This window comes from Flavobacterium amniphilum (genome assembly GCF_023634845.1).
Lineage (GTDB): Bacteria > Bacteroidota > Bacteroidia > Flavobacteriales > Flavobacteriaceae > Flavobacterium > Flavobacterium amniphilum.
In genome coordinates, this window is sequence record NZ_JAMLJL010000003.1 from 271,648 (window position 1) to 287,000 (window position 15,353).

The 15,353-nt window shown below is 37.5% G+C and carries 17 protein-coding genes; 5 read left to right on the forward strand and 12 right to left on the reverse strand.

The annotated features are described in order from the left end of the window. Positions 1–49: 49 nt before the first annotated feature. The 4 genes from queG to NAT51_RS04965 form a co-directional block, all read right to left on the reverse strand. Positions 50–973 carry a tRNA epoxyqueuosine(34) reductase QueG gene (gene queG / locus NAT51_RS04950; protein WP_250595946.1) on the reverse strand — a complete coding sequence of 308 codons (924 nt, stop codon included), beginning with the start codon at positions 971–973 and terminating at the stop codon, positions 50–52. Positions 974–1,053: 80 nt separating this feature from the next. Further along, entirely contained in the window at positions 1,054–2,076 is a 1,023-nt protein-coding gene (gene ruvB, locus NAT51_RS04955; RefSeq protein ID WP_250595956.1) for a Holliday junction branch migration DNA helicase RuvB, read from the reverse strand. Between the two features lie 53 nt (positions 2,077–2,129). Continuing rightward, positions 2,130–2,426: a GNAT family N-acetyltransferase gene (locus NAT51_RS04960; RefSeq protein ID WP_250595958.1), complete on the reverse strand. Its 297-nt coding sequence runs from the start codon at positions 2,424–2,426 to the stop codon at positions 2,130–2,132. A gap of 1 nt (position 2,427) precedes the next feature. Next, positions 2,428–2,658, reverse strand: a complete 231-nt coding sequence (locus NAT51_RS04965) for a (4Fe-4S)-binding protein (RefSeq protein ID WP_250595960.1) — start codon at positions 2,656–2,658, stop codon at positions 2,428–2,430. Between the two features lie 86 nt (positions 2,659–2,744). Here NAT51_RS04965 and NAT51_RS04970 point away from each other — a divergent pair, with 86 nt between their 5' ends. Further along, positions 2,745–4,151: an APC family permease gene (locus tag NAT51_RS04970; RefSeq protein WP_250595962.1), complete on the forward strand. Its 1,407-nt coding sequence runs from the start codon at positions 2,745–2,747 to the stop codon at positions 4,149–4,151. Positions 4,152–4,199: 48 nt separating this feature from the next. Here NAT51_RS04970 and NAT51_RS04975 read toward each other — a convergent pair whose 3' ends face one another. The 4 genes from NAT51_RS04975 to rimP form a co-directional block, all read right to left on the reverse strand. After that, entirely contained in the window at positions 4,200–4,796 is a 597-nt protein-coding gene (locus NAT51_RS04975) for a murein L,D-transpeptidase catalytic domain-containing protein (protein WP_250595964.1), read from the reverse strand. A 105-nt stretch (positions 4,797–4,901) separates the two neighbouring features. Beyond that, on the reverse strand, positions 4,902–7,697 hold the full coding sequence (gene infB / locus NAT51_RS04980) for a translation initiation factor IF-2 (protein ID WP_250595966.1): 2,796 nt from the start codon (positions 7,695–7,697) through the stop codon (positions 4,902–4,904). 43 nt (positions 7,698–7,740) lie between these two features. Further along, positions 7,741–8,982, reverse strand: a complete 1,242-nt coding sequence (gene nusA / locus NAT51_RS04985) for a transcription termination factor NusA (protein ID WP_250595974.1) — start codon at positions 8,980–8,982, stop codon at positions 7,741–7,743. Positions 8,983–8,996: 14 nt separating this feature from the next. After that, a complete protein-coding gene (gene rimP / locus NAT51_RS04990) occupies positions 8,997–9,461 on the reverse strand; it encodes a ribosome assembly cofactor RimP (protein WP_250595976.1) in 465 nt (154 codons plus the stop codon). Positions 9,462–9,639: 178 nt separating this feature from the next. Here rimP and NAT51_RS04995 point away from each other — a divergent pair, with 178 nt between their 5' ends. Next, positions 9,640–10,464 carry a universal stress protein gene (locus NAT51_RS04995; protein ID WP_250595978.1) on the forward strand — a complete coding sequence of 275 codons (825 nt, stop codon included), beginning with the start codon at positions 9,640–9,642 and terminating at the stop codon, positions 10,462–10,464. A 70-nt stretch (positions 10,465–10,534) separates the two neighbouring features. Here NAT51_RS04995 and NAT51_RS05000 read toward each other — a convergent pair whose 3' ends face one another. Continuing rightward, entirely contained in the window at positions 10,535–10,966 is a 432-nt protein-coding gene (locus NAT51_RS05000) for a tellurite resistance TerB family protein (RefSeq protein WP_250595980.1), read from the reverse strand. Positions 10,967–11,091: 125 nt separating this feature from the next. On the opposite strand from NAT51_RS05000, the gene NAT51_RS05005 reads away from it, so the two are divergent. The 3 genes from NAT51_RS05005 to NAT51_RS05015 are packed head-to-tail and all read left to right on the forward strand — an operon-like array spanning position 11,092 to position 13,689. After that, positions 11,092–11,685 (forward strand): HupE/UreJ family protein, encoded by a 594-nt coding sequence (locus NAT51_RS05005; protein WP_250595982.1) that lies wholly within the window; start codon positions 11,092–11,094, stop codon positions 11,683–11,685. 1 nt (position 11,686) lies between these two features. Beyond that, positions 11,687–12,115 (forward strand): deoxycytidylate deaminase, encoded by a 429-nt coding sequence (locus tag NAT51_RS05010; RefSeq protein ID WP_250595984.1) that lies wholly within the window; start codon positions 11,687–11,689, stop codon positions 12,113–12,115. Continuing rightward, complete coding sequence (locus NAT51_RS05015; protein ID WP_250595986.1) at positions 12,115–13,689, forward strand: S41 family peptidase; 1,575 nt, start codon at positions 12,115–12,117, stop codon at positions 13,687–13,689. Before NAT51_RS05010 ends, NAT51_RS05015 begins: the two co-directional genes overlap by 1 nt. Before the next feature lie 2 nt (positions 13,690–13,691). On the opposite strand, the gene NAT51_RS05020 is transcribed toward NAT51_RS05015, so the two are convergent. Genes NAT51_RS05020 through NAT51_RS05030 form a run of 3 tightly spaced genes read right to left on the reverse strand, consistent with a single transcriptional unit; the run spans position 13,692 to position 15,122 of the window. After that, on the reverse strand, positions 13,692–14,303 hold the full coding sequence (locus NAT51_RS05020; RefSeq protein WP_250595988.1) for an FAD-dependent oxidoreductase: 612 nt from the start codon (positions 14,301–14,303) through the stop codon (positions 13,692–13,694). Further along, positions 14,304–14,507 (reverse strand): hypothetical protein, encoded by a 204-nt coding sequence (locus NAT51_RS05025; protein WP_250595990.1) that lies wholly within the window; start codon positions 14,505–14,507, stop codon positions 14,304–14,306. A gap of 39 nt (positions 14,508–14,546) precedes the next feature. Continuing rightward, positions 14,547–15,122 carry a MarC family protein gene (locus NAT51_RS05030; protein ID WP_250595992.1) on the reverse strand — a complete coding sequence of 192 codons (576 nt, stop codon included), beginning with the start codon at positions 15,120–15,122 and terminating at the stop codon, positions 14,547–14,549. Positions 15,123–15,353: the final 231 nt, after the last annotated feature.

Sequence of the window (15,353 nt, forward strand, 5' to 3'; positions counted from 1 at the left end):
GGAACTTGCAAAGTTAAACGATGTAAATGAAGTAAGAAAGTTTTATAGCCTAATCTTTCAAAAACCGGATATTTCTTTGCAATCCTTCCAGTTTTGTTCTTTTTACTGCCGAATTTTTAAAAATTTTCTTAAAAACATCGTCGGTTATTTCTTCCCAGTCTTTTTTGGAGTAAGATAAAATTTCCGGATTGGGATTAAAAAGCGGCTCATTATGGGATTTTGAGAACCGGTTCCACGGACAAACATCCTGGCAAACATCGCAACCAAACATCCAATCGTTAAATTTCCCCTTCATTTCCAACGGAATATGCTCTTTCAATTCGATAGTAAAATAGGAAATGCATTTGCTCCCGTCAACAACATAAGGCGCAACAATTGCCTGGGTTGGACATGCATCCAAACAGGCCGTACAGGAACCACAATGGTCTGTAGTCGCATAATCATATTCCAATTCCAGATCAATAATCAGTTCGGCGATGAAATAAAACGAACCAACCTGCTTCGTAATCAAATTACTGTTTTTCCCAATCCACCCCAAACCGGACTTGGCCGCCCAAGCCTTATCCAAAACCGGTGCAGAATCCACAAAAACCCTTCCGCTGATTTCACCAATTTCAGTCTGGACAAAACGTAATAAATCTTTAAGTTTGTCTTTGATTACAAAGTGATAATCCTGTCCGTATGCGTATTTGGAAATTTTATACGAGTTCTGATTTTGCACTTCTGATGGATAATAGCTCAACAAAAGCGAAACCACACTTTTTGCATCATCAACCAGTAATGTAGGATCAAGCCGCTTATCGAAATGGTTTTCCATATACGACATCTGACCGTGCCTATTTTTATTCAGCCAATTTTCCAACCGGGGCGCTTCTTCTTCCAAAAAACCGGCTTTGGAAATTCCACACGAAAGAAACCCGAGGCGTAAGGCTTCAGCTTTAATAAGATTCGAGTATTTTTCTTTAGAATTCATTTGCATTAGGGGTTGAAGCGGCATCCTTTTTGAGGAACGAAAAAAGATATAGCGGAAGACCCGACCCGCAGGGAAATGCCCTAAAACAATTCCCCTTGATTAGCTCCGCGCACTCTTCCTAGATGCTTATAAGCTTTCTCGGTAACTTCTCGTCCACGCGGCGTTCTGATAATGAAACCTTCCTGAATCAGGAACGGCTCATATACTTCTTCAATGGTTTCCCCACTTTCGGAAACAGCTGTTGCCAAAGTTGTTAATCCTACCGGCCCGCCTTTAAATTTATCAATGACAGTCGTCAGTATTTTGTTATCCATTTCGTCCAATCCGTTTGCATCCACATGCAATGCTTTTAAAGCAAAACGTGCAATTTCAATGTCAATTTTACCGTTTCCTTTAATTTGGGCAAAATCACGCACGCGACGCAATAAAGCATTTGCAATACGTGGCGTTCCACGGCTGCGTCCGGCAATTTCGATGGCTGCTTCCATGGAAATTGGCATCCTTAAAATAGAAGAACTACGCTGTACAATGGTAGTCAGTAATTCGGTGTTATAGTATTGCAATCGCGATTGAATTCCGAAACGGGCACGCATGGGAGCGGTTAACAATCCCGATCGGGTTGTAGCTCCTACCAAAGTAAAAGGATTCAGATTAATTTGAACAGTCCTTGCGTTTGGCCCTGATTCAATCATGATATCTATTTTGAAATCCTCCATCGCCGAATACAGGTATTCTTCCACAACCGGACTTAAACGGTGAATCTCATCAATGAACAAAACATCCCTTTCATCCAGATTGGTCAGTAATCCGGCCAAATCTCCGGGTTTATCCAACACCGGGCCTGAAGTAATTTTGATGCTTACACCCAATTCGTTAGCCAGAATATTTGCCAGAGTAGTTTTTCCTAATCCGGGTGGCCCGTGAAACAATGTATGGTCAAGCGCCTCACCTCTTAAATTAGCCGCCTGAACAAAAATCTTCAAGTTTTCCAACACCTGATCCTGTCCTGTGAAATCATCAAAAGAAAGAGGACGCAATGCCTTTTCAATATCAACTTCCTCAGAAGTAAACCTGTCTTTATTCGGATTCAAATTTTCATTCATCTGGCAAAGATAGAAATTTAGTATTCAGTCACAGTTGTCAGTAATCAGATTTACTAAACATTATAACCTTTGGCAAGAATTTCCTTCCGTTCGGGATGACGCTTGACATAAGAAGCAACAAACGGACACAGTGGCGCCAACGTATAACCTTTCTCTTTAATATAATCCAATGTTTTTGAAACAATAGCAGAACCCGCCCCCTTCCCTTCTAATTCTCTCGGAACTTCGGTGTGCGTCAAAAAAATGATATTTTCGTTACTTAAAATGTACTCTATAAATGCAGTTTTACCTTCTACTTCCAATTCAAATCTCTTTTTATCCTGATTAAGGATCAATTCATTTTCAGTCATATTAGCTGTTCTCTTTTTCGTTGTTATAATATCCGGATAATGCTCCGGAAGGACATTTTGCCACCTGTGCAATGATTTCCTCAGAAGTTGCTCCGTGTGGATGAATCCATGGTTTTTCTTTAGGTTTAAAAACTCCGGGTAATCCTCGGGCGCAAATTGCCGAATGGGCACAAAGTTGCGGCTTCCACACAATGGTTACTTCACCGTTTGTGTACTCTTTATTCGTTTCCATGACCATATTGATTAATCCTTAAAATTACAAAAAAACAACCAGTAAACATTAGTTTTTATATCTTTATCGAAACTAACCCAAAAATTATGCAAGAAGAAAAACAACATTTTAAGCGCGAGTTAGGCTTATTGGACGCTACTTTATTAGTGGTAGGATCGATGATCGGCTCGGGTATTTTTATTGTAAGCGCCGACATCACCCGAAATATAGGAAGTGCCGGATGGCTGGTACTCATATGGATTGTTTCAGCATTGATCACAATGACCGCGGCCGTAAGTTATGGCGAGTTGAGCGCCATGTTTCCACAGGCCGGCGGGCAGTATGTTTATTTAAAAGAAGCCTATAATAAATTGATTGCTTTTTTATACGGATGGAGCTTTTTTGCCGTAATCCAAACAGGAACCATCGCTGCAGTAGGTGTTGCTTTTTCAAAATTTGCCGCCTATTTAATTCCGTCTTTTAGTGAAAACAACTTCCTAATCGAAATCGGATCATTTAAATTAAGTGCCGCCCAGTTAGTTTCCATTGCTACTATTATCCTATTGACTTATATTAATAGCCGAGGAGTCAAAAACGGTAAAATAATCCAAAAAATATTCACCATTACCAAGATTGCTTCATTATTCGGATTGATCATTTTCGGATTGGTTTTAGCTGCCAAAAGTGATATTTGGGATACAAACTGGACCAATGCCTGGACAGCAAAATCCTTTAACAAAGAGACAAATCTTTGGACCGAAATTGGCGGTTTCACATTACTTTCTGCAATAGCTGCTTCGATGGTAGGTTCCTTATTTTCAAGTGATGCCTGGAATGGCGTAACCTTTATTTCAGGTGAAATTAAAAATCCGGAGCGTAATGTAGGCCTGAGTTTATTCTTGGGTACTTTGATTGTAAGTATTATTTATGTTTTAGCCAATGTAATGTACCTAGCCGTTATGCCACTGGAAGAAATTGCCTTCGCTCCTTCTGACAGGGTTGCAGTTGTGGCTTCGGAACATATTTTTGGTGCAACCGGAACCATTATCATTGCTGTGATGATTATGATTTCCACTTTTGGATGCAACAACGGTTTAATCATGGCCGGATCCCGTGTTTATTACACGATGGCGAAAGATGGTTTATTCTTTAAAAAAGCAGCCAATCTGAATAAAGCCAGTGTCCCGGGGTGGGGATTATGGATTCAGTGTATTTGGGCTTCTGCATTATGTTTGACCGGTAAATATGGCGATTTGTTGGATTTCGTAATGATTATCGTAATCATCTTTTACATTCTTACCATCTACGGAATTTTTATCTTACGTAAAAAAATGCCGGATGCCGAAAGACCTTACAAAGCCTTTGCATATCCTTTCCTACCTGCATTATATATACTGATAGCTTCCGCAATTTGTGTGATGCTGTTGATTGACAGAACCAGCACATGCGGTTGGGGTGTTTTAATCATGTTGGCAGGTATTCCGGTTTATTATTTGACCAAAGAGAAAAGTTAATACCCTTAACATCTTATAAAACATAAACCCGATAGAAATCTATCGGGTTTATTTTATAATCCAAAGAAGCACCGGCTTTCTTGATAATTTGAGTATTTTATCTATTTCGCGCATCGCCTCATTAGAAACTGCAGGGCATCCCCAGCCTTCCGGAGCTCCTTGCGGATAAACCTCCTCATGTGGGATTTTTTCCCAGGAATGAAGTACAATTGCCCTATCCATAGCATTTGAATTTGTTTTATCTTTACCATATAAAAGATACTTCACCCGAATTCCCCACTGGCTAACACCTCTTTCTTTTATCACATATTTCCCAACAGACGAACAATGGGAATCGGCTTCATTGCTTATTTTAGGATCAGTCTTCGTAAAAGTATTTCCCCACATACTATCTCCGCAACCATGACTCACCATATATGATGAGACAATTGTATCTTTTTTAAAATCATAAAGAAACAATCTTTTTCTTCCCGAATGCACACCTAAATCGGCTAATAAAAAATACCCATTTTCTAACTTATTCTTTTTACAAAAGGCGGATGCTTCTTTAGTATAAAGCGAATAATTCTTCTTATTGCTTGATTCTTTCTCTGTGTTTTGACAGAAACAAAACAAAGCCGTTAATGCGATTACCAATAATCTCATGGAGAATTTAATTTAAATTAATTGTGAACCACAAAAATAATACCAATAAACATAAAAAAAGCCCAATCATAAAGACCGGGCTTTTCAATTACTATTATTTCAAAATTATTTCAATTTTTTCTTAACTGCAACTTCAGTAAATCCTTCAATGATGTCGTATTCCTGAATATCGTTGTATCCTTTAATCTGCATACCACAGTCATATCCTTTGGAAACTTCCTTAACATCGTCTTTGAAACGTTTCAAGGCAATTAATTCTCCAGTGTAAATTACTACACCTTCACGGATTAAACGGATTTTATTTGCACGTAAGATTTTACCATCGGTAACCATACATCCGGCAATAGTCCCCACTTTAGAGATTTTAAACAACTCTCTGATTTCTGCCGTACCGGTGATTTCTTCCTTCATTTCCGGAGAAAGCATACCTTCCATTGCATCACGTAAATCATCAATAGCCGCATAAATAATCGAGTAATTACGGATATCGATCTCTTCTTTTTCAGCCAATTGTTTAGCATTTCCTGCAGGTCTTACATTAAATCCGATAATGATTGCATCTGAAGCAGAAGCTAACATAACATCAGATTCTGTAATAGCACCTACTCCTTTATGGATGATGTTAACTTGAATTTCTTCTGTTGATAATTTAGAAAATGAATCTGATAATGCTTCAACCGAACCATCCACATCACCTTTAAGGATAATGTTCAATTCTTTAAACTGTCCTAAAGCAATACGACGTCCAATTTCTTCAAGTGTTGTATGTTTCTTAACCCTTGCTGATTGCTCACGTTGCAATTGAGTACGTTTAACAGCAATTTGCTTCGCTTCTCTTTCATCTTCGTAAACATTGAATTTATCACCAGCTGTTGGCGCACCATCCAATCCTAAGATTGACACTGGTGTTGACGGCCCTGCTTCTTTAACCTGATTACCTCTTTCGTCGAACATCGCACGGATTTTTCCGTGGTTTCTTCCTGCTAAAACGTAATCTCCAACTTTCAACGTTCCGGCTTGCACCAAAATAGTAGAAACATATCCACGTCCTTTATCCAACTGGGCTTCCACAACAGTTCCCAAAGCCGGTTTATTTGGATTAGCTTTTAGTTCTAAAACTTCAGCTTCTAATAATACTTTTTCCAATAATTCCGGAACTCCCTGTCCGAATTTTGCAGAAATGTCATGTGATTGATATTTACCACCCCAATCTTCTACCAATAAATTCATAGCGGCCAATTGCTCCTTAATTTTTTCAGGATTAGCACTTGGTTTATCCACTTTATTAATAGCAAAAATCATGGGTACACCTGCTGCTTGTGCGTGAGAAATAGCCTCTTTGGTTTGTGGCATGATATCGTCATCCGCAGCAACTACAATAATCGCAATATCGGTAACCTGTGCACCACGGGCACGCATCGCTGTAAACGCTTCGTGACCTGGCGTATCTAGAAAAGTAATTTCCTGTCCACTTTCCAACTCAACTCCGTACGCTCCGATGTGCTGTGTAATACCACCTGACTCACCTGCAATTACATTAGCTTTACGGATATAATCCAGTAAAGATGTTTTACCGTGGTCAACGTGTCCCATTACCGTAACAATAGGCGCTCTGTGTTCTAATTCTTCCGGTTTATCCTCTACCACAACGATATTTTCTTCAATATCAGTAGTAATAAATTGCACTTCAAAACCAAATTCATCAGCTAAGATTGTTAAAGTCTCTGCATCCAAACGCTGGTTCATGGTCACCATAATCCCTAATGACATACAAGTACCAATAACTTTTGTAATTGGCACATCCATCATCGTTGCAATCTCCCCAACAGTAACGAATTCAGTTACTTTAAGGGTTTTGCTTCCTTCTTCCAATGCCTGTAATTCATCCTCAGTACGCTGACGGTGTGAATCACGCTTATCACGACGGTATTTAGCCGCTTTTGATTTGTTACCTTTACCCTGAAGTCTTTCAAGGGTTTCTTTGATTTGGTTTTTAACCTCTTCTTCTGTTGGCTCAACTTTTACGATAGCCGGACGCTGCTGGTTATTCCCTTTATTAAAAGGTCTATTTCCGCCTTGTTTATTGAAACCTCCTTGTCCCTGAGGTCTATTTTGCCCACCTTGACCTGGCTGTCCTCCTCCTTGACCCGGTTGTCCCGGTTTTGAAGGAATCCTGTTTCTTTTCTTTTTATCTGCGCCGGCTGCATTGTTATTATTACCACCCGGTTTATTATTCTGATTTTTATCCTCAGGTTTTTTCTTAGGCTTATTAAATTGCGATAAATCGATCGTTTGTCCCGTAAAAGTTGCTCCCGATAGTTTGGTATACTGAGTAGCATGAGTTTCTTCGGCAGGAGCTGCTTCAACTGAAGGATTTGAAGCTGGTTTCTCTACTTTCTTCTCAATTACAGGCTCAGGTTTAACCTCAACTTTTGGCGTTTCTACCACAACAGGTTTAACCTCTTCTTTAGGCGTTTCAACAACGACAGGCTTAACCTCTTCTTTAGGCTCTTCCTCGACAGGTTTTACCTCAGCAGGTTTTGGGTTTAAATCAATTTTACCCACTTGCTTAGGAGCAATAACACTTGCTTTTGCTTTGATAACTTCCTGACGTGCACGCTCTTCATCAAGCTTACGCTTTTCTTCAAGTTCGTGCTCACGCTCTAAACGCAATGCTTCCTTTTCTTTTCTTTTTTCTTCACCAACTTCTTTTGAAGCATCTTTGTTGCCTTTATCACCAGCAAACTGATTTGACAGGACATTATATATTTCGTCAGTAATTTTTGTATTCGGATTAGACTCAATAGTGAAGCCCTTGTCCTTTAAAAAATCGACAGCTCTTTCTAACGAAATATTAAATTCCCTTAAAACTTTGTTTATTCTAATTGTTCCTTCAGACATAAATTTTATTTATGATTTATTTTTATTTGTTAGATTAAGGTGATTAATCTTCAAATTCTTCTTTTAAAATCTTGATAACCTCAAGAATGGTTTCTTCTTCTAGATCAGTACGGCGAACTAAATCGTTAACATCCTGACTTAAAATGCTTTTTGCTGTATCCAATCCGATTTTAGCAAATTCGTCAATGATCCAACCATCGATTTCATCTGAGAACTCTGTCAATTCAACATCATCATCTTCCGCAACATTACCTTCTCTGATTACATCTAATTCATACCCTGTTAATTGTCCGGCTAATTTAATATTATGTCCGCCACGTCCAATTGCTTTTGATACTTCTTCTAATTTCAAATATACTTCGGCTGTTTTCTTTTCTTCATCAATTTTGATTGAAGAAACTTTAGCCGGACTCAATGCTCTCGTGATATACAACTGTAAATTGTTTGTATAATTGATCACATCAATATTTTCATTCCCTAATTCACGTACAATTCCGTGTATACGAGATCCTTTCATTCCCACACACGCTCCTACAGGATCAATTCTGTCATCATAAGAATCTACAGCCACTTTTGCCTTTTCTCCCGGGATACGAACCACTTTTTTGATAGTAATCAATCCGTCGAATACTTCCGGAATTTCCTGTTCGAATAATTTCTCAAGGAATTTTTCAGAAGTTCTTGACATAATGATTTGCGGCTTATTCCCTTTAAGCTCAACATTTTCAATGATTCCACGAACGTTATCTCCTTTACGGAAAAAATCTGAAGGAATCTGCTTTTCTTTCGGCAATACAATCTCATTCCCTTCATCATCCACCAAAATTACTGCTTTTGGTCTTACGTGATGCACTTCTGCCGTATAAATATCACCAATTAAATCCTTAAATTGTTTATAAAGATTTGTATTATCATGTTCATGGATTTTAGAAATCAGATTCTGACGCAATGCCAAAATAGCTCTTCTACCCAAATCAATTAATTTAACTTCTTCCGAAACTTCTTCACCAATTTCAAAATCCGGCTCTATCTTACGGGCTTCCGAAAGCGAAATTTCTTCATTTTCAAAATCCAGATCCTCATCTGCAACAATAACTCTACGTCTCCAGATCTCCATATCACCTTTATCAGGATTGATGATGATATCAAAATTATCATCTGAACCGTATTTTTTCTTCAATGCATTTCTAAATACATCTTCTAAAATCGCCATAAGCGTTACACGATCTATCAGTTTATCATCTTTAAACTCTGAAAACGAATCGATTAATGCTAAATTCTCCATGCCAACTCTTTAATTTAAAATATTATAGTAACCACTGCTTCCACGATTTCATCGTACACTATTTTCTCGTTATGCAGTACTGTTTCTTTTCCTTTTCCTATCTTTTTCGGTTCTCTCGAACTCCATTCCAATGTTATATTTTCCTCAGACACATCTGTCAACTTTGCTTCAATTGTCTGGGTTTTGGTTTTCACACTAAGTGTTCTTCCAATGTTTTTTCTGAACTGACGCACCAACTTCAAAGGCGCGGAAACACCGGCAGAAGCCACTTCCAATGCAAAATCCTGCTCTTCCCTGTCCAGATTATGTTCAATAGCCCGGCTGATATTGATACAATCCTGCAATTGCACCCCGTTATCACCATCTAAAGTTACAATAATTTTATTAGCATCCGTAATGGTCAAATCAATCAAAAAGAGATCCGGATACTCTGCCAGACCATCATTCAATAATTGCTTTACTTTTTCTTTAAATCCCATATTGTATAAAAAGAGGCACGCTCTGCGTGCCTCATTATTTAAAAAACTACTAAATAATGGTGCAAATATACTACTTTTTTTCTAATAATGAAATTATTGCATTATGTTAAAATTTTTCTTACCTTTAAAGTATGCTTTGGTCAAGAACTTAATTTTAATCTCAAAACATCAAAAAATTATGAAACGAATATTAGTTCCCACAGATTTTTCTGAACATGCAGAGTATGCCTTAAAAGTAGCCGCTCAAATTGCCAAAAAAAATGACGGAGAAATCATTCTGGTTCACATGCTCGAATTACCACATCAAGAAAACGACGCCATAACTCAAGGCCTAGACATTCCCGAAGTAGTGTTCTTCAAAAATGCTGTTCTAAAAAAAATGGAAGAATTATTGGATCGCGACTACCTTGACGGAATTGCTGTTTCCGAAATCGTCCAATTAGATCTTGCACATGAAGGCATTATGAGAATTGGAAAAAACCACGATATTGATTTAATCGTAATGGGTTCACATGGCGCAAACGGCATGAAAGAAATGTTCGTTGGCTCCAACGCTGAAAAAGTAGTCAGAAACTCCGAAATACCTGTTTTAATCATCAAAGATGACAAAAGCAACTTCACAGTTGATAATTTTGTATTTGCTTCTGATTTTTCTGATGAAATCAAAAAACCTTTCGCAAGGGTTGTTGAACTTGCAAATGACTTCGGAGCTACACTACACTTACTAAACATCAATACACCGAATAATTTCAAATCGACACATACAGCACAATCAATCATCGATAATTTCGCCAAAGAATTCAACATTCAGAATTACCAAACACACATTTACAATGATGCAAACATTGAAGCGGGTGTCTTAAATTTCGCAAATCATGTGAAAGCTGACTTAGTCGGAATGTGTACACACGGAAGAAAAGGTTTGGCTCATTTCCTAAACGGAAGCGTAAGCGAAAGCTTAGTAAATCACGCACATAAACCAGTAATAACTTTTAAAATCTAATCAAAAAGACATACATACAACGAAAAGAGCCATGCAATGCATGGCTCTTTTTATTTACAACTGTAATTTGTTATTTATTCATATGTTGCATCTCGTACACAAAAGTATCCAAATCAACATTCAGCATTAAAAGAGAAAAAGCCTTATCCACGATATAACCAACATTTCCAGGTGTAAAACCTAACGCCAAAGCAAATTTTGTAACAATTTCTTTTTGTTTAGGCCCTAAAACGTGGTCAGCATACACCATTCTTGACAAATCATACAAACGCTCGATACGTTGCACATGTAAAGAAGGTGGATTAATTGGATATTTTGTAGGGTTTTCTAAAATTTCTTCATATTCTGCATCAGAAATTTCAAGACGGCTTTTCAATTTGTCCAGGAAAAGTTTTTCTTCTTCGCTTAAATCACCATCAGCAATGGCAACACGCACAATAGCAGAAAAATGCCCTTTATTTCTTGCTTTAAATTCACTATCAAATAAATCAGAGATTGACATAAGTATGTATTTTAATTTCTTACAAATGTACTCATTAAAAAAATGTTTTCAAAAAATTACGGTTACCAATAAAATCCCAAAGACAAATAAATTTTGTATGTTTGGTTTTCCTAATATCTATCACCATGCAAGAGTTTTGGCTATACTTTCAAATGGGACTGAGACACGTCCTGGACATCAATGCTTACGATCATGTTCTTTTCCTTATTGGACTTACCGTTCCTTATTCATTTAATGAATGGAAAAAATTATTCATCCTTGTCAGCTTATTTACAATCGGACACACAACCGCATTAATACTTTCGGTATACAACATTATGTATATCCGTGAAAATCTGGTGGAATTTGTGATTCCTATCACCATCTTAATAGTAGCATTATACAATTTATTCACCGCAGGAAAGAACAACAAAGCAGAAAGCATAAGCCTGATTGCTATAGTAACCTTGTTTTTTGGTATTATTCACGGATTAGGTTTTTCCAATTATTTCAAAACCATATTACCCGGAAGTTCATCAGACAAACTTTTACCATTAGGAGAATTCGCATTAGGAATTGAAGCCGCGCAAATCATCGTAGTATTTATAGTACTGATTTTATCCTATATCGTACAAACCGTATTCAGATTCTCAAAAAGAGACTGGACACTGGTTATGTCAGCATTCATTATAGGAGTGGTTATCCCGATGATTATTCACAGTCCAATCTGGAACAGATAAAATGAAAGAAAAAAAAATGAACAAATACGACAAAGCATACCTCCGCCTTGCAAAAGAATGGAGCAAACTTTCGTATTGCAAAAGAAAGCAGGTTGGCGCGATTATTGTGCATGACAGAATGATTATTTCAGACGGTTACAACGGAACACCGTCAGGATTTGAAAATTGCTGTGAAGACGAAAACAATTTAACCCACTGGTATGTTTTACATGCTGAAGCCAATGCTATTTTAAAGGTAGCCAATTCAACACAATCATGCAAAGACGCTACCTTATACATAACTCTTTCACCTTGTAAGGAATGTAGCAAACTGATTCACCAGTCAGGCATTAAACGCGTTGTATACCACGAAGGCTACAAAGATGATTCAGGGTTACAATTTCTTTTAAAAGCTGGCGTTGAAGTAAAACACATTGAAGACTTAGAATAATGAAAATAGATAAAGTATACTTACCCTTACTTATTTTTTCGGCAGTAGCCGTAGGATTCCTTTTGGGCGGTATATTTATCAAAGCACCTGTTGCACCACAAATCGTTACACAAAACGAAACCAAGCAAAAACTCAACAAACTGATCGATTTTATTGATTCGGAATATGTTGACGACGTTAATACCGACTCTATAGTAGATCAGACCGTAACAGGAATTTTAGAAAAACTTGATCCACACTCTATCTATATCGCTAAAAATGACGCTGCAACTGAAGCACAGAACATGCGTGGTGATTTTGTAGGTATTGGTGTTAATTTTTTTATTGAGAACGACACTGTTACCGTTATCAGTCCGATAAAAGACGGACCTGCCTACAAAGCCGGAATCAAAGCCGGTGACCGGATTTTAACTGCCGGCAAAAAACAACTCTTCGGCAAGAAAGTCAATACCGAAAAGCTTTATGACATATTAAAAGGAGAAATCGACTCCAAAGTCAATGTGACCGTTTACCGCAAATCTGAAAAGAAAAAATTAAACTTTGAAATTACACGCAATGTTATTCCGGTAAAAAGTGTTGACATCGCCATCATGCTAAACAAAAACACCGGTTACATCAAAATCAACCGTTTTGCAGAAACCACTTTCGAAGAATTCAAAAAAGGACTGACACAAATCATCAACAGTAAGGCGAATTCATTGGTTTTGGATTTAAGAGATAATGGCGGAGGATATTTGGAAGAAGCAGTAGAAATAGCCGATGAATTTCTGAAAGAAAAGAAACTGATTGTTTTTACCAAAAACAAAAAAGGCCGCATTGACAAAACATTCGCCACAAACGATGGTACTTTTGAGAACGGAAAAATTACCGTTTTGATCAATGAAAATTCGGCATCTGCGAGTGAAATTATTGCAGGAGCCATTCAGGATAACGACAGAGGACTTGTCATTGGACGCCGTTCATTCGGAAAAGGATTAGTACAACGTGAAATGCCGTTCAAAGACGGATCAAGTGTACGCTTAACCGTTGCGAGATATTATACTCCAACAGGCCGTTCCATCCAAAAACCTTACAATCATGGATCTGAAGAATATTTCAATGATTTCATGAACCGCTACCATAATGGCGAACTGTATGCAAAAGACAGCATCAAAATAGCCGATACTTTAAAATTCAAAACACCAAAAGGCCGGATCGTATATGGCGGAGGCGGAATTGTTCCTGATGTTTTTGTACCATTGGAAGCATCAAAAGGAAATGAAGTAATCCCCATTTTAATGCAATCAGGCGTTGTAACCAATTTTGCTTTTAAATCAATTGACGCCAAAAGAAAGGAATTTGAAAAGATGAATTATTCCCAAATCTATTCCAAAGTAAACGGAACCGATGAATATTTCAATCTATTCAAAGAATTCGTTGCCAAAACGGATGGTTATATTGACCTTTCCCTAAGTAAATCTTATGTAAAAAGATACCTGACAGCTGAGTTTTGCCGACAACTTCTCGGAGATACAGATTATTTCAGAATAATTCTGAAAGAAGACACCATGATCAAAGAAGCTTTAAAGCATTAATTTTATTTTAACCGGATACTGTCGTGACTGTGAGTTTCAACTCCATTATTCCATAACACCAGAATATCTGTTGCAACTGCCGCACCACTTCCTGACGCAATTGCCAATTGACTTCTGTGACCGGCCAATGTTCCGCAGACATAAAGATTATCAGCCACTTTTTGATCAATATTACGCAATTGAATGCGTTGCTTTTCAGGCAATGATTTTTGATGTGGTTCGACATATTCCGTCAAACCCTCAATGGCAAATAAATTAGAAGAACCTATTCCTACCACAACAATTTTTGAAACATACACCTTTTTATTAGTCGTTACTTCATAAATCCCATCGGTTAAAACAACTTTCAACACCTTTTCATCTTCAATTTGCCCGATATGAGGATAATCATTTTTCAGATGTTCCGTGCTTTCGGTTAGTATATCAGAACCTAATTTACCTGAAGGAACACCATAGGCATTAAAAAAAACAGCATCTTGTAGTGAAGACGCTTTCTGGTGGGTAATAATTGCAATTTTCTTATCCTGGACAAAGGATTTTTTATGGGCAGAACCTAAAATCAAAGCACAGGAAACGCCTGAGACTCCACCACCAATAATCAGAACATCAAACATTTACGAATGCTTTTTTAATTTTTCATCAATAGCTTTGGAAACCCTGAAGATCAAAAGAATCACTACAGCACACAAAATGGCCAAAATACCAATTAATGCCACAAGACTATCTCCTTCAAACAGATTTTTAAAATCCAGATTCATCACATTGATCCCGATTAATACAAGTGCTAAAGCTAAAACTATGTAGGTAAAAATTTTCATCACGTATTTATTATTGGGACAAATTTAGGGCATTCTTTTTTAAACAAACAATCCTTTAACATTAGCGGCAAATAATTTAACAGCAATTGCCAGTAAAATAACACCAAACACCTTTCGGATAACACCAAGACCGGTTTGTCCCAGCATTTGTTCAATTTTACCCGAAAGCTTTAAAACCCCATATACAATAATGATATTGATCAGAATCGCCACAACAATATTAATAGACTGGTATTCAGAACGTAATGAAAGTAAGGTTGTCATTGTTCCCGCTCCCGCAATCAACGGAAAAGCAATAGGCACAATACTGGCGGTTTTTGGCTCGTCATCTTTATAAATACTGATTCCCAAAATCATTTCCAACGAAAGAAAAAACAATACAATAGAACCGGCAACGGCAAAAGATTTCACATCAACACCAATAAACTTAAGCATTTCCTCCCCTACAAACAGAAAAGTAATCATAATCAGTCCCGAGACAAGACTCGCTCTTTCGGAATGAATATGCCCTATTTTATTGCGTAAATCAACAATAATGGGAATTGTCCCCACAATATCGATTACTGCAAACAAAACCATTCCTACCGTAAAAACTTCTTTCCAGTCAAAAGCCATAGCGTATCAATTTTATCCTACAAAGGTATTTTAAATCGGTTCCAATTCAAAATAAAGTAATTTATTCTTAAATTTACTGATGTACAAGTGGTTAGTCCTTAGTGATTAGTGAATAGTAATTAGAAAAGAGAGGCCCAACAACAATTTATATTGGCTCAGCAATAGTTTACAGAAGCTCAACAAGCAGCAATATTGACTCAACAACAGACAACAGAGGCTCAACAAGCAGCA

Coding starts and splice junctions, on each gene's coding strand:
- queG (WP_250595946.1), bottom strand. CDS start 973: ATGAATTCTAAAGAAAAATACTCGAATCTTATTAAAGCTGAAGCCTTA.
- ruvB (WP_250595956.1), bottom strand. CDS start 2,076: ATGAATGAAAATTTGAATCCGAATAAAGACAGGTTTACTTCTGAGGAA.
- NAT51_RS04960 (WP_250595958.1), bottom strand. CDS start 2,426: ATGACTGAAAATGAATTGATCCTTAATCAGGATAAAAAGAGATTTGAA.
- NAT51_RS04965 (WP_250595960.1), bottom strand. CDS start 2,658: ATGGAAACGAATAAAGAGTACACAAACGGTGAAGTAACCATTGTGTGG.
- NAT51_RS04970 (WP_250595962.1), top strand. CDS start 2,745: ATGCAAGAAGAAAAACAACATTTTAAGCGCGAGTTAGGCTTATTGGAC.
- NAT51_RS04975 (WP_250595964.1), bottom strand. CDS start 4,796: ATGAGATTATTGGTAATCGCATTAACGGCTTTGTTTTGTTTCTGTCAA.
- infB (WP_250595966.1), bottom strand. CDS start 7,697: ATGTCTGAAGGAACAATTAGAATAAACAAAGTTTTAAGGGAATTTAAT.
- nusA (WP_250595974.1), bottom strand. CDS start 8,982: ATGGAGAATTTAGCATTAATCGATTCGTTTTCAGAGTTTAAAGATGAT.
- rimP (WP_250595976.1), bottom strand. CDS start 9,461: ATGGGATTTAAAGAAAAAGTAAAGCAATTATTGAATGATGGTCTGGCA.
- NAT51_RS04995 (WP_250595978.1), top strand. CDS start 9,640: ATGAAACGAATATTAGTTCCCACAGATTTTTCTGAACATGCAGAGTAT.
- NAT51_RS05000 (WP_250595980.1), bottom strand. CDS start 10,966: ATGTCAATCTCTGATTTATTTGATAGTGAATTTAAAGCAAGAAATAAA.
- NAT51_RS05005 (WP_250595982.1), top strand. CDS start 11,092: ATGCAAGAGTTTTGGCTATACTTTCAAATGGGACTGAGACACGTCCTG.
- NAT51_RS05010 (WP_250595984.1), top strand. CDS start 11,687: ATGAAAGAAAAAAAAATGAACAAATACGACAAAGCATACCTCCGCCTT.
- NAT51_RS05015 (WP_250595986.1), top strand. CDS start 12,115: ATGAAAATAGATAAAGTATACTTACCCTTACTTATTTTTTCGGCAGTA.
- NAT51_RS05020 (WP_250595988.1), bottom strand. CDS start 14,303: ATGTTTGATGTTCTGATTATTGGTGGTGGAGTCTCAGGCGTTTCCTGT.
- NAT51_RS05025 (WP_250595990.1), bottom strand. CDS start 14,507: ATGAAAATTTTTACCTACATAGTTTTAGCTTTAGCACTTGTATTAATC.
- NAT51_RS05030 (WP_250595992.1), bottom strand. CDS start 15,122: ATGGCTTTTGACTGGAAAGAAGTTTTTACGGTAGGAATGGTTTTGTTT.